11 protein-coding genes are annotated in these 13240 nt (G+C 72.9%); 4 read left to right on the top strand and 7 right to left on the bottom strand.

Annotated features, from left to right (window positions below):
• Window positions 1–62: 62 nt before the first annotated feature.
• Window positions 63–932 (top strand): LysR family transcriptional regulator, encoded by an 870-nt coding sequence (locus Q0P88_RS01585; RefSeq protein WP_295010579.1) that lies wholly within the window; start codon window positions 63–65, stop codon window positions 930–932.
• 10 nt (window positions 933–942) lie between these two features.
• Here the strand turns inward: Q0P88_RS01585 and Q0P88_RS01580 are convergent, their stop codons facing one another.
• The 6 genes from Q0P88_RS01580 to Q0P88_RS01555 all read right to left on the bottom strand — a co-directional run bounded on the left by Q0P88_RS01580 (window position 943) and on the right by Q0P88_RS01555 (window position 6345).
• Complete coding sequence (locus Q0P88_RS01580; RefSeq protein WP_295010530.1) at window positions 943–1584, bottom strand: response regulator transcription factor; 642 nt, start codon at window positions 1582–1584, stop codon at window positions 943–945.
• A gap of 43 nt (window positions 1585–1627) precedes the next feature.
• The gene (locus tag Q0P88_RS01575; RefSeq protein WP_295010529.1) at window positions 1628–2824 is read right to left on the bottom strand and encodes a sensor histidine kinase; all 1197 of its coding nucleotides are present in this window, start codon (window positions 2822–2824) and stop codon (window positions 1628–1630) included.
• Window positions 2825–2913: 89 nt separating this feature from the next.
• Entirely contained in the window at window positions 2914–4083 is a 1170-nt protein-coding gene (locus tag Q0P88_RS01570) for an AMP-binding protein (RefSeq protein ID WP_295010528.1), read from the bottom strand.
• 5 nt (window positions 4084–4088) lie between these two features.
• Window positions 4089–5006 (bottom strand): 1,4-dihydroxy-2-naphthoyl-CoA synthase, encoded by a 918-nt coding sequence (locus tag Q0P88_RS01565; RefSeq protein ID WP_295010527.1) that lies wholly within the window; start codon window positions 5004–5006, stop codon window positions 4089–4091.
• 39 nt (window positions 5007–5045) lie between these two features.
• Window positions 5046–6002, bottom strand: coding sequence for a permease prefix domain 1-containing protein (locus tag Q0P88_RS01560; RefSeq protein ID WP_295010526.1), 957 nt, complete (start codon window positions 6000–6002; stop codon window positions 5046–5048).
• A gap of 19 nt (window positions 6003–6021) precedes the next feature.
• The gene (locus Q0P88_RS01555) at window positions 6022–6345 is read right to left on the bottom strand and encodes a PadR family transcriptional regulator (protein ID WP_295010525.1); all 324 of its coding nucleotides are present in this window, start codon (window positions 6343–6345) and stop codon (window positions 6022–6024) included.
• A 153-nt stretch (window positions 6346–6498) separates the two neighbouring features.
• Between Q0P88_RS01555 and Q0P88_RS01550 the strand changes: the two genes are divergently transcribed.
• Window positions 6499–7512: an o-succinylbenzoate synthase gene (locus Q0P88_RS01550; RefSeq protein ID WP_295010524.1), complete on the top strand. Its 1014-nt coding sequence runs from the start codon at window positions 6499–6501 to the stop codon at window positions 7510–7512.
• A 206-nt stretch (window positions 7513–7718) separates the two neighbouring features.
• Here the strand turns inward: Q0P88_RS01550 and Q0P88_RS01545 are convergent, their stop codons facing one another.
• Entirely contained in the window at window positions 7719–8339 is a 621-nt protein-coding gene (locus tag Q0P88_RS01545) for a TetR/AcrR family transcriptional regulator (RefSeq protein ID WP_295010523.1), read from the bottom strand.
• A 162-nt stretch (window positions 8340–8501) separates the two neighbouring features.
• Between Q0P88_RS01545 and Q0P88_RS01540 the strand changes: the two genes are divergently transcribed.
• The gene (locus tag Q0P88_RS01540; RefSeq protein WP_295010522.1) at window positions 8502–11273 is read left to right on the top strand and encodes an efflux RND transporter permease subunit; all 2772 of its coding nucleotides are present in this window, start codon (window positions 8502–8504) and stop codon (window positions 11271–11273) included.
• On the top strand, window positions 11270–13237 hold the full coding sequence (locus Q0P88_RS01535) for a YhgE/Pip family protein (protein WP_295010521.1): 1968 nt from the start codon (window positions 11270–11272) through the stop codon (window positions 13235–13237). The genes Q0P88_RS01540 and Q0P88_RS01535 overlap by 4 nt, the downstream gene beginning before the upstream one ends.
• Window positions 13238–13240: the final 3 nt, after the last annotated feature.

The following is a 13240-nucleotide window of genomic DNA, read 5'->3' as shown; positions in this document are numbered from 1 at the left end:
GCTGTCGCCCTCCGATCCATCCGTCCAACATCTGTTATCGATGAGTATCATCTGTCGTGAAGATGGAACTGCATCAGCTCAGATATGCCCTCGCCGTCGTCGAGACGGGGTCGTTCACCGCCGCGGCCGCCGCGGTGCGCGTGAGCCAGTCCGGCGTGAGCACCCAGGTGCAGAAGCTCGAACGCGAGCTCGGCGTCGCGCTCTTCGACCGCAGCGCACGCCGGATCGCGCTCACCGGCGACGGCGAGCGCCTCCTGCCCGTGATCCGCGCGGCGGTCGAGGCCGTCGGCGAGATCGGCGCGACCGCGGCCGACCTCCGTGGCCTGATCCTCGGCTCGCTCCGGGTGGGTACGGTGTCCGGGCTGACCTGGCCGGTCTTCTACGACGCGCTGGCTGCGCTCAGCGCGGCGCATCCGGGGATCGACCTGCGGCTCAAGGAGGACACGTCGGCCCGGTTGTCGGAGGCCGTCCGCCACGGAGACCTCGACCTCGCGCTGCTCGCATGGGCCGCGGAGCCCCCGGAGGGCCTCGTCGCCACGACGATCTTCGACGATCCGCTCGTGGCCGTCGTCGCGCCCGCGCATCCCTGGGCGGCACGACGCGCGATCCGCCCGGCCGAGCTGATCGGGATGGATCTCATCGCGCTGCCGGAGGGCACGGGCGATCGCGCGGCGCTGGACGCTCTGCTGTCCGGCAGGCCGGGCGCGCGTGCTCCGCGTTGGGAGGTCGCGACCCCCTCGGTCGTGGAGCGGCTCGCGGTCCGCGGCCTCGGCGTGGGCGTGGTGAGCGCCGCGACCTGCCGGCGCTGGGAGGGGATCCGCGCGATCCCCGTCGATGCGCCCGCCGCGCGATCCCGGCTGGGCGTGGTGCACCGCGGTCGCCCGAGCCGTGCCGCGCTGGCGCTGCTCGGGCTGCTGCGCGCCGAGGACTGAGCGCGGACGGTCAGGCGGTGAGACCGTGCTCGAACGCGAACACGACGAGCTGCACCCGGTCGCGCAGCACGAGCTTGGTGAGGATCCGCGAGATGTGCGTCTTCACGGTCGCCTCGGAGAGGAACTCGCGCGCGGCGATCTCCGAGTTCGAGAGCCCCCGTGCGGCGAGCGCGAAGATCTCCCGCTCCCGATCGGTGAGGTCGCCGTAGCGGGCGGGCACGGGCGTCGGCTCCGGCGCAGAGAAGTGCGCGAACAGCTCCCGCGTCGCCGACGCGGCGATCACGCTGGAACCGGAGTGCACCGTGCGGATCGCGGCGAGCAGGAACTCGGGATCCGCGTCCTTCAGCAGGAAGCCGCTCGCCCCCCGGCGGATCGCGCGGGCGGCGGCCTCGTCGAGATCGAACGTCGTGAGCATGACGACGCGGGGCGGATCCGCGTCCTCCAGGATCCGCGCGGTGGCGGTGAGACCGTCCATGACCGGCATGCGGATGTCCATCATCACGACGTCCGGACGCACGGCGCGGACGACGTCGATCGCCTCCTGCCCGTTGCCCGCCTCGCCGACCACCTCGAGATCGGGCTGGGATGCGACGAGCATGCGGATCCCCGCGCGGAACAGCGCCTGATCGTCGACGAGCACGACCCGGATCATGCCTCTCCTCTCTCGTGCGCTCCGGCGACCACGGCCGGCGCGCTCATCCCGCGATCTCCGTCGCCCCGACCGGGAGCTCGGCACGGACGGCGAACCGCTCGCCCTCGCGCTCGGCCCCGAGCGTACCGCCCACGAGCTGCGCGCGTTCGCGCATGCCGACGAGACCGTGGCCCCCGTGGCCGGGGACGTGGGTCGGCGCCACGTCGTTCAGGACGGTGATCCGCACCCGGTCCGCGAGCCAGGACAGCCGCACGTCCACCTCGCCGGTGCCGTGGCGGATCGCGTTGGTGAGGGCCTCCTGCAGAATGCGGTAGACCGCGAGCTGGATCGCGGCGGGCGGCTCGCCGGGCGGGGTCGGGTCGACCGTGACGCGCGGCTCGATGCCCGCGTGACGGACCTGCGCGTACAACTGCTCCAGATCGGCGAGGGTCGGCTGGGGGCCCTCCCCCTCGCGGTGGCGCAGCTGAGTGAGCAGCAGTCGCACGTCGGCGAGCGCGGCGCGCGCGGTCTGGCCGATGGTCGTCAGCGCCTGGGTCGCGAGCGCGGGATCCGTCTGCGCGGCGTATCGGGCGCCGTCGCTCTGCGCGATCACGACGGCGAGAGAGTGCGCGACCACGTCGTGCATGTCACGGGCGATCCGCACGCGCTCCTGCTCCGCGGCGGCAGCGGCCTCCGCGCGCACCTGCGCCTCCCGGGTGGTGCGCCCGCGCAGCACGAGGCGCCACAGCAGCCCGGCGCCCCAGGCCATCACGAGCGTGAGCACCGAGACCGCCCCGAGGAGACCGGCGACCACCGCGATGCGCAGTCCCGTCTGCTCGTCCTGCAGCAGGCCGGGCTCGTTGATCAGCGAGAGGTAGGCACCGGCGAGAAGGCCGCCGACCAGCGCGGACACCCCGCCGAGCCACATCACCCGGCGCGTCCCCCAGGCGGCGGTCGCGAAGAGCACCCCGAGGATCGCGAGATCGTACGGGGCCGGGGAGAAGCCGCAGGCCATCTGCAGGATCGCCCCCGCCCAGGCGATCATGAGGGCGATCGGCGGGGAGAGCCGGCAGATCGCGGCGGCCGACCACAGCACGATCGCGACGACCGCGGTCAGCACGGCGGCCACCGTGCCGTCGCCGAGCCAGTTCACGATCGGCCCCGCCGCGAGCGCGGAGGTCATGGAGAGCGTGAGCAGCAGCCCGATCCCGGATCCGACGATGTCGAAGACGAGCCAGGAACGGGGGATGCTGCGGATCACCCCCTCACGGTACGCGACAGGGTCCGCCGGGACATCCGTCGGACGATGTATCCGCGGGACCCCGGCACGACGGGGGCCTGCCGTCGGTCTCAGAGCGCGTGGGTGCGGGCGGCGAGGGCGCTGAGGGCGCGGCGGTCGGGCTTGCCCGACGCGAGCAGCGGGAGCGTGCGGACGGGCAGGAGCAGCGACGGCCGGGCCGCGGGGCCGATCTCCGCGGCGACGGCGTCACGGACGGCGTCCAGCAGGCGCACGACGGCGAGCGACGCCTCCGCCGGGTCCTCGGTGCCGGTGTCGATTCCGCCGGGGACCACGATCGCCGAGCCCTGACCCCAGCGCTCGTCGGGGACGGGGACGACGAGCGCGCTGCCGAGCCCCGGCACGGTGCGCACGACCCGCTCGACCCGGTCGAGACTCACATTGACGCCGCCCGAGACGATCACGTTGTCCGCGCGCCCGGTGACCGCGACGACGCCGTCGTCGGAGATCTCCCCGAGGTCGCCCGTGCGGTACCAGCGCGCGCCCTCGGCTCGGAGGAATCGGTCGGCGGTCTGCGCCGGGTCGCCGAGATAGCCGTCCGCGAGCGTGGGGCCGCCGATCCGCAGCTCGCCGTCGACCTGCGCGACGCGCACGCCGTCCAGCGGCACGCCGTCGTACACGCATCCCCCGGCGGTCTCGCTCGACCCGTAGGTGCGCACGATCCGGACGCCGAGGTCGGCGGCCCGCGCGCGCAGGGCCGGGGCGAGCGCCTGCCCGCCGATGAGCAGGGCGTCGAAGGTGCGCAGCGCCGTCGCCGCCGCCGGGTCGTGACCTGCCAGGTCCAGCAGATCGCCGAGCTGCGCAGGGACGAGCGAGCTCAGCCGGGCGCCCCCCGCGGACAGCTCTGCGGCGAGCGCGCAGAACTCCGCGGCATGGAAGCGACCGGGCAGCACCGCCGGCGTCGTCCCGGCGAGCACGGAGCGGACCACGACCTGCAGGCCGGCGACGTAGCCCGGGGCGAGCGCGAGGAGCCAGGATCCGGATCCCACCCGCGCCGCGGTCGCGGATGCGGACGCGCGCAGCGCGGCGGCGCTCAGCACCACGCGCTTGGGGACGCCGGTCGAACCCGAGGTCGCGATCACGACCGCGGTCCCGTCCGGGACCCGGTCCTCGTCGGACGGCCGGAAGCCGAGCGCCAGCGGATTCTCCCCGTCGAGCGCCCGCGCGACCGCGTGCCGGAACGCGACGGGATCGGCGGTGTCGATCGCGGTGAGCGCGCGCATGCGGGTCAGAAGTGCCAGGGGTAGGGCGACCAGTCCGGCTCGCGCTTCTGCAGGAACGAGTCCCTGCCCTCGACGGCCTCGTCGGTGCCGTACGCGAGGCGGGTCGCCTCGCCCGCGAAGACCTGTTGGCCGACCAGCCCGTCGTCGACGGCGTTGAAGGCGAACTTGAGCATGCGGATCGCGGTGGGCGACTTGGTGAGGATCGTGCGCGCCATGGCGATCGCCTCCTTCTCCAGCGACGCGTGCGGCACGACGCGGTTCACGGCGCCCGCCTGCATCGCCCGCTCGGCGGAGTACTCCTCGGCGAGGAAGAACACCTCGCGGGCGAACTTCTGCCCGGTCTGCCGCGCCATGTACGCGGATCCGTAGCCGGCGTCGAAGGATCCGACGTCGGCGTCGGTCTGCTTGAACCGGCCGTGCTCCGCGCTCGCGATCGTCAGATCGCAGACCACATGCAGCGAGTGCCCGCCTCCGGCCGCCCACCCCGGCACGACGGCGATGACCACCTTGGGCATGAACCGGATGAGCCGCTGCACCTCGAGGATGTGCAGGCGCCCCGCGCGGGCCTGCGCCTGCGCGGGCACGGCCGTCTCGTCCTCCGAGTACTTGTAGCCGTCGCGACCGCGGATGCGCTGGTCGCCGCCGGAGCAGAAGGCCCAGCCGCCGTCCTTGGGGCTCGGGCCGTTGCCGGTGAGCAGCACGACGCCGATCCTCGGATCCTGCCGCGCCTCGTCGAGCGCGCGGTACAGCTCGTCGACCGTGTGCGGGCGGAAGGCGTTGCGCACCTCGGGCCGGTCGAAGGCGATACGGGCGATCCGCCCGTCGTTCGAGACGTGCGCGGTGATGTCGGTGTACTCCCCCGCGCCCGGGGCGAGCGTCCACTCGGCCGGGTCGAACAGGTCGGAGACGAACGTGTCAGTCACGGTTCCAGCCTATTCCGACTGTCGTCCGCAGCGGACCGCTCACGCCTCGCGGGCGAGACCGAGCTTGCGGTAGGCGTCGAACAGCAGCCCGATGAGGATCCCGCCCAGCACCGCGGTGACCGAGATGTTCACGATCTGCACGACGTCCGCGGTCGGGGTACTGGCGGCCCGCATCTGCGCCATCAGCTCGGGGGCGATCACAGCGCCGCGCCAGATCAGCATGATCGCCCCGATCATCGCGACCAGGCTCGCCGCGATGCTCACCGCCGCGAGCGGAGCGCTCCAGCGCCCCCGCACGGCGACGATCGCCTCGACGACCAGGCCGATCGCGAGCAGCCCGAACCACGCGGTCATGACCCACGGCCACAGGCCCGGCGCCAGCACGTGGACGTGCTGGTCGCCCCAGCCGATGGTCCGGTCCCAGACGACGGAGCCGACGAGGAGCACGGTCATGACGGCGATGCCGATCAGGTCCGAGAGCCGCGCGGTGGGGATGACGGTGCGCGGCAACTTGTCGGGCGTCCAGTCGAGCACCGTGTCGCCGGTGGATCCCACCCGTTCCAGCACGGCGAAGACCAGGGTCGTCCAGAACGCGACGTGCACGCCGTACGTGATGATCGCCGGGATCATGGATCCGATCACCGCGCCCACATCGCCGCCGCCGATCGCCCGGACGAGTCCCGCGATGAGGGCGGTGACGGGGACCACGATGATCAGGAGAAGGCGCAGCAGGCGCAGCCAGGCGGCGTAGTACCGGGGGCCGATCAGCACGAGGGGCCGGCCGGAAAGCGACGCCGCGTACGCGATCGGATCGCCGAGCTCGGCGATGACGGCGTACTCGGCCGCGGCGGGCTCCTCGCCGGCGGCGATGCGACCCTCGACCTCGTCGGCGATCGACGCGCGCAGCTCGGCGGAGACCTCCGCGCGGTCGGCAGCGGGGACGGACCGCGCGACGGCGGTCACGTATCGCTCGGCGAGCGACGTGTCGGTGTCCATGATGTTCTCCTCCGGGAGGTCAGGGAAGCTTCTTCGCGGCCGCGGCGATCGCCTGCACGTCGCGGGTGAGGGTGTCGGCCAGGCGCAGCCCGGCGTCGGAGGTGCGGTAGAACTTGCGCGGGCGCGCTTCCTCGGTGTTCCACTCGCTCACGAGATACCCCTGCTTCTCGAGGCGGCGCAGCAGAGGGTAGAGCGTGTTGGAGTCGGTGGGGAAACCGGCGGCGCTCAGCTGCTCGAGCAGGCCGTATCCGTACCCGGGCTCGTGCAGCAGCCGCAGGCTCGCGAGCACGACCGTGCCGCGCCTCAGCTCCTGCAGGTGCCCGTCGAACTCCTCGTCGTTCATGGTCAACACCATATTGTGCGACACACACTATTGTCAATCACACGATTCTATTGATCGCACTCCATACGAAAAGGCTGACGGACTCCGCGACGGGAGCAGGCGAACCCCGCCGGGTAGCCGCGTCGCGCCGCCGCGCCGGTGCATGATGGGGGCATGACCGACCTCCCCGCGCTCGCCGACATCCTCGAGACCGCCCGGGTGGTCGCGCTTCCGATGCACACGCGGTTCCGCGGGGTGGATGTCCGTGAGGCGCTGCTGTTCGAGGGGCCGCAGGGCTGGGCCGAGTTCTCGCCGTTCGCCGAGTACGACGACGCCGAGGCCGCGACCTGGCTCGCCGCCGGCCTCGCCGACGCCTGGCGGCCCCGCCCGAGCCCGCGGCGGGAGCGCATCCCGGTGAACGCCACGGTGCCCGCGATCGCCGCGGCGCACGTCCCCGAGGTCCTGGAACGCTTCGACGGCTGCCGGACCGCCAAGGTCAAGGTCGCCGAGTCCGGGCAGACGCTCGCCGACGACGTGGACCGCGTGCGCGCCGTGCGTTCCTGCATGGGTGCGGAGGGGCGGATCCGGATCGACGCGAACGGCGGCTGGAACGTCGACGAGGCCGAGCGCGCCGTGCACGCCCTCGCTCCGTTCGATCTGGAGTACGCCGAGCAGCCCTGCGCGAGCGTCGACGAGCTCGCCGAACTGCGCACGCGGATCGCGTATCTCGACATCCCGATCGCCGCGGACGAGAGCGTGCGCAAGGCGACCGATCCCCTCGCCGTCGCGCGGGCGGGCGCCGCGGACCTGCTCGTCGTCAAGGCGCAGCCGCTCGGCGGCATCGAGCGAGCGCTCGCGATCGTGGCGGAGGCTGGCCTGCCCGTCGTCGTCTCCAGCGCCCTGGACACGGCGGTCGGCCTGTCGCTCGGCGCGGCCCTCGCCGCGGCGCTCCCCGACCTCGACTACGACTGCGGCCTCGGCACCGCCGCGCTCTTCGCGGACGACGTTGCCGAGGCGCGCCCCATCGCCGGGACCGTCTCGCCGGCGCGTGTGACGCCCGATCCGGCCGCGCTCACGCGTCTCGCGGCGCCCGCCGACCGCCGCACCTGGTGGATCGACCGGCTCGTGCGCTGCCACGCTCTGCTCGCGGAGGGGGCCGCGCAGGGGGCAGCCGAGCGGCGGGGCTGAGCACGGCCCCGCCGGGGGCGGGTGGTCCGGGAGGGACGGCGTTTCGTCTCGCGCGCCTTCGGCGTCCTCGCTCAACGACCCCGGGGTTGGGGTGGTCGCGAAGGTGGCGAACCGCGTTTCGTCTCGGTCGCCTTCGGCGTCCTCGGTCAACGAACCCCGGGAGGGGGACCACGGGGCGCGGATCCGGTCGACGACCGGTGCGCGCCTCAGCCGAGCAGCAGCGACACGGCACGGCCGAGCTCGACGCTGCCCGTGCGGCGCAGCTGCGCATCGTCCTGACCGGCCATCGCACCGCGCACCGTCATGCCTTCCCAGAGGATCAGCAGCATGCGTGCGGCGAGGGGCGCCTCGACCCGCAACGACATCGATCCCGTGGAGACCACGTCCTCGATGATCCGGGCGATGCCGTCGACCATCTCCTGCTCCTGCGCGAGGTAGGCGGCGCCCCAGACCGGATCGCGCACGGCGCGCAGGCGGATCTCGCTGAGCAGCATCACGCCGAGCCGATCGTCGGTGCCCGTGTCCATGACCTGCTGCACGAGCGTGGTCGGATCGCAGTCGGCGGCGAGCGCCCCCGAGGCCGTGAGCTCGTCGATGCGCTCGCGCACCGCTCCGAGCCGTTCCGCCGAGACGGCGCCGGCGAGCTCGAGGAACAGCTCGTCCTTCGAGGCGAAGTTGGAGTAGAACGCGCCGCGCGTGAAGCCCGCGCGTTCGCAGACCGCCTCGACGGTCGCACCATCCAGGCCCTCCTCCGCGAAGACCTGCGCCGCCGCATCGAGCAGCCGGGCACGGGTGTTCTCGCGGCTCCGCGTCGCACCGATCGTCATGTCCACCACTTCCCGACGACGGCATCGTCGCACGATTCACATCCCACGCACAGGATATCGCGGCACCGCCGAATTACGATACATTGACGTATTGAATACACAAGTGTATCGAACTCGTTCGACACTGCCCCGACACATCCCGAGCCCGTCCGGAGGAACCGCGTGTCCACCCTGCTCTTCTCGCTCGGACGATGGTCGTTCCGGCACCCCTGGCGCGTGCTCGTCGCCTGGCTCCTCGTCCTCGGCATCGCCGGAGGGGCCGCCCTCGCACTCGGCAAGGGCACCGACAACACGTTCTCGATCCCCGGCACCGAGTCGCAGGCGGGGCTGGAACAGCTCGAGCGCACGTTCCCCCAGGTCAGCGGTACGAGCGCGCAGTTCATCGTCGTCGCAGCCCCCGGGGACGACGTGAAGGACGCCGCGTACAAGGCGCCCATCCAGCGCACGGTGGGGGAGCTCGCGGATCTGAAGGGCGTCCTCGCGGCGACCTCGCCCTTCGACGAGCACGTCACGGGGATGGTGAGCAAGGACGGGACGGCGGGGATCGTCCGACTGCAGTTCCGCGGCCAGGCCTCCGAGGTGTCGTCCGCGACGAAGGACGAGCTGCGCACCGCGGTGTCCGACCTGCAGAAGGAGCTTCCCGACGGCGCGCGCGCGGTGCTCGGCGGCGACCTCTTCGCCACGTCGATCCCCGCGCTGTCGATCACCGAGGCGGTCGGTCTGGTGATCGCGCTGCTCGTGCTGATCGTGACCTTCCGCTCGTTCGTCGTGGCCGGCATGCCGCTGGTGACCGCCATTCTCGGCGTCGGCATCTCGATGGCCGCGATCTTCGCCGCGACCGCCTTCGCCTCGGTCTCCTCGACGACCCCGCTGCTCGCGCTCATGCTCGGTCTCGCCGTGGGCATCGACTACGCGCTGTTCATCATGGCGCGGCATCAGGACCAGGTGCGCGCGGGCGTGGATCCGGAGGAGTCGGCGGCGCGGGCGACGGGGACCGCCGGATCCGCCGTCCTCTTCGCCGGGGTCACGGTGCTCATCGCCTTGATCGGCCTGGGCTTCGCCGGCATCCCGTTCCTCACCACGATGGGCATCGCCGCCGCGGTCGCCGTCGCGATCGCCGTGCTCATCGCGGTGACCCTGACCCCCGCGATCCTCGGCTTCCTCAAGGGACGGGTCGCGGGCCGTCCGCCCCGCGCCGCCACGAGGACGAAGAAGACGCCGTCGGCACCGCGGCGCCGCTTCTCGGAGCGCTGGGTCGGCGGCGTGACCAAGCATCCCGTGCTCGTCGCGGTCGCCGTGGTCCTGGGCCTCGGCGTCGTCGCCGTGCCCGCCACGAGTCTCGCCCTCGCCCTGCCGAACGCCGGCGTGCTCGACAAGGGCTCGGAGGCCCGGCAGAACTACGACCTCACCGCCGAGCACTTCGGCCCCGGGTTCAACGGGCCGCTGATCCTCACCGGAACGATCGTCACGTCCACGGATCCGGTCGGGCTGATGGATCGACTCGGCGACGCGGTCGGGCGCCTTCCCGGCGTCGCGGAGATCGCCCTGGCGACCCCCAATCAGACGGCGGACACGGGCATCGTGCAGGTCATCCCCACCACCGCTCCGGACGCGCCCGCCACCGCCGACCTCGTCCGCGAGCTGCGCGCCCACCACGACGAGTGGAAGAAGGAGTTCGGAATCGACCTCAAGGTCACCGGATTCACCGCGGTCGGCATCGACATCTCGGATCAGCTCGGCGCCGCGCTGCTCCCGTTCGGGATCTTCGTGATCGGGCTCTCCCTCGTGCTGCTGACGATCGTCTTCCGCTCCCTGTGGGTGCCCGTCACGGCCGCCCTCGGCTACCTGCTCTCGATCGTCGCGGCGTTCGGGGTCGTCGCCGCGGTCTTCGAGTGGGGCTGGTTCGCCGACGCCCTGCACGTCGCCCGCGTCGGTCCGATCATCAGCTTCATGCCGATCATCCTCATGGGCGTGCTGTTCGGCCTCGCGATGGACTACCAGGTCTTCCTCGTCTCGCGCATGCGCGAGGACTACGTGCACGACCCGGAGTCGAAGGATCGCGCCACGGCACGGGCCGCCGCGATCCGCGCCGTCCGCAGCGGCTTCTCGGGGTCTGCCCGGGTCGTGACCGCGGCCGCCGTCATCATGTTCGCGGTCTTCGTCGCCTTCGTCCCCGAGGGCGACTCGTCGCTCAAGCCCATCGCGCTGGGCCTCGCGGCCGGCATCGCGATCGACGCGTTCCTCGTGCGGATGACCCTCATCCCCGCGCTCATGGCGATCCTCGGCGATCGCGCATGGCGGATCCCCGCCTGGCTCGGCCGCGTGCTCCCGCACGTCGACATCGAGGGCGAGGCGGTCGAGCGCGAGAAGCACCTCGACGCCTGGCCCGGCGACGACTCGATCCTCGCCGCCGACGGCCTCGACGTCCCCGGCGCCGTCACGGCGCTGGATCTGCGGCTCGCCCCCGGGGCGGCCCTGGTGCTGAGCGGGGATGACGCGCCGGCGCGGCGAGCCGTCGCTCTGGCTCTCGCCGGGCGCATCCCCGCCGAGGGCCTCCTGCGGGTCGCCGGCCACCTCCTGCCGGGGCGTGCCGCGTGGGTGCGTGCGCACGTGGGCATCGTGCTGGTCGAGGCGGGAGGCGCGTCGGCGGATCCGCTGCGCGACCTGCGCGAAGCGCTCCGCGGGCGCTCCCGCCTGGTGATCCTCGACGGGATCGGCCTGCTCACGCTCTCGCAGCGCGAGCAGGCGGCCGCCATGCTGCGCGATGCCGCGGCCCGCCGCCCGCTCGCCGTGGTCGCGACCTCCGGGGCCGGCACGTCGTCCGACGTCGCCGCGCTGCTCCGCGACGCCGGGTGGGCGGATCCGCACACCCTCCCGCTCCGCGGGCGCTCCTTCGCCCGAGAAACCGACGACCTCGACGAGGTGACCGCATGACCTCCCGTCTGTCCGCGCTGATCGAGCGCGCACGCTCGCACAAGCCCGTCACGGCGCTCACGCTGATCGGCGTGCTGCTACTGCCCGCCGCGATCGGCGGCGTCCTCGTGGCGGCGCTGCAGGATCCCACCCAGCGGCTGGACGCGATGACCGCGGCGATCGTGAACGACGACGAGCCTGCGACCGTCAACGGCCAGCTCGCACCGCTCGGCCGCCAGCTGTCGGCGGGTCTCGTCGACGGCACGGGCAAGAAGGACGAGAACCTCACCTGGGTCGTCTCGAACGAGAAGGACGCGACCCAGGGCCTCAAGGACGGCACTTACCAGGCGGTCGTGCGGATCCCGAAGGATTTCTCGTCCGCGGCCGTCTCGGGCGGTGCCGCGATCCAGGATCCGGCGAAGTCCGCGGAGAAGGCGACGATCTCGGTCACCACGGCCCCGCAGGCGCGCGCCGCGGACGGGCTCATCGCGAACCAGATCGCCGACACCGCCGCGGCCACGATGGGCTCGACGATCTCGAAGAGCACGCTGCAGAACGTCCTCGTCGGGTTCGGCACGCTCGGCGACAAGATCGGCGAGGCGGCCGACGGCGCCGACACGCTCGCGGGCGGCGCCCAGTCCGCCGCGAACGGCGCGGCGGCGATCCCGGAGGGCGCGACGAAGCTCGCCGACGGAGCGGGACAGCTCTCCGACGGCGCCTCGCAGCTCGCCACCGGCCTCGGATCGCTCTCGGACGGCATCACCTCCGCGCAGACCGGAGCGAACCGGATCGGCGCAGGACTCTCCCGGGGCGCGGATGCCCTGGAAGCTCCCGGCAAGGGGATCACGGATCTGGCGAAGGCCGCGTCCGACACGAGCACCGCCGCGAACGGGACGAGCGCAGGGGTGAGTGGTCTGCGGAAGGGGATCGATCAAGCGTTGGCCGACTGCGATCCCGTCACGGCCAAGCCGGTCTGCGATCAGCTCGCCGCGCTGTCCGCCAGGGCCGCACAGCTTGATCCCGTCGCCGCGGGTGCCGCGCAAGGCGCTGCGGGAGTGTCCGAAGGCATGTCCGGGCTCACCGCCCTCCCCGGCCAGCTCCGCTCCGCCGCCGATGGGATCAACCAGCTCTCAGCCGGGATGAACCAGCTCTCGGCCGGCGCGTCGCAGAGCCAGACCGGCGCCCAGGGCCTCGCCTCCGGGGCGACGGGCCTGCAGTCCGGAGCGACCCAGCTGGCCGACGGCGCGACGCAGCTCGGCACCGGACTGACCTCGCTCGCGAGCGGAACCAAGGATCTCGCGGCGGGGCTGCACCAGGCGGCCGACTCCCTGCCGAAGCGCACCGACGCCGAGGCGTCGTCGCTCGCCTCGGTCGTGGCCGATCCCGTCACGGCCGACACCTCGGGCGGCATGTTCGGACCGACCGCGATCCCCCTGCTCGCGACCGTCGTGCTGTGGTTCGGGGGCCTGGCGTCGTTCCTGGCGATCCGCGCGTTCACCGCACGCGCGCTCACCTCCCGGCGCTCCTCGGCGTCGCTCGCGCTGCGCGGCCTCGCCCCCGCGGCTGCGATCGGGGCGGCACAGGGGCTGCTCGTCGCCCTCGTCGTGCAGATCGTCGCCGCGTACGATCCCGCGCGCTGGTGGGGCTTCGCGGGTGTCGCCGTGCTGACCGGTGTGGCGTTCGCGGCGGTGAACCAGGCGCTCGTCGCGGTGCTCGGCGGTTTCGGACGCTGGGTCGCGGCCCTCGTCGGGGTCGCGGCGCTGGGCGCGGGGATCATCTCGACGCTCCCCGGATGGCTGGCGGGGCTCGCGGGCATCCTCCCCACCTCTCCCGCCGCGACCGCCCTGCTGGGCCGCGACGGCGTCGGATCCGCGATCGCCGCGCTCGTGGTCTGGACCGTGCTCTCGATCGCCGCGACCACGCTCGCGGTCGTGGCGCGGCGCACGACGTCCGCACGCGCCGTGCTCGCCCCCGCGTCCGCCTGATCG

Source organism: uncultured Microbacterium sp. (assembly GCF_945952435.1).
In the GTDB taxonomy this organism is placed as follows: Bacteria; Actinomycetota; Actinomycetes; order Actinomycetales; family Microbacteriaceae; genus Microbacterium.
This window is presented reverse-complemented; position numbering and strand designations above follow the sequence as displayed.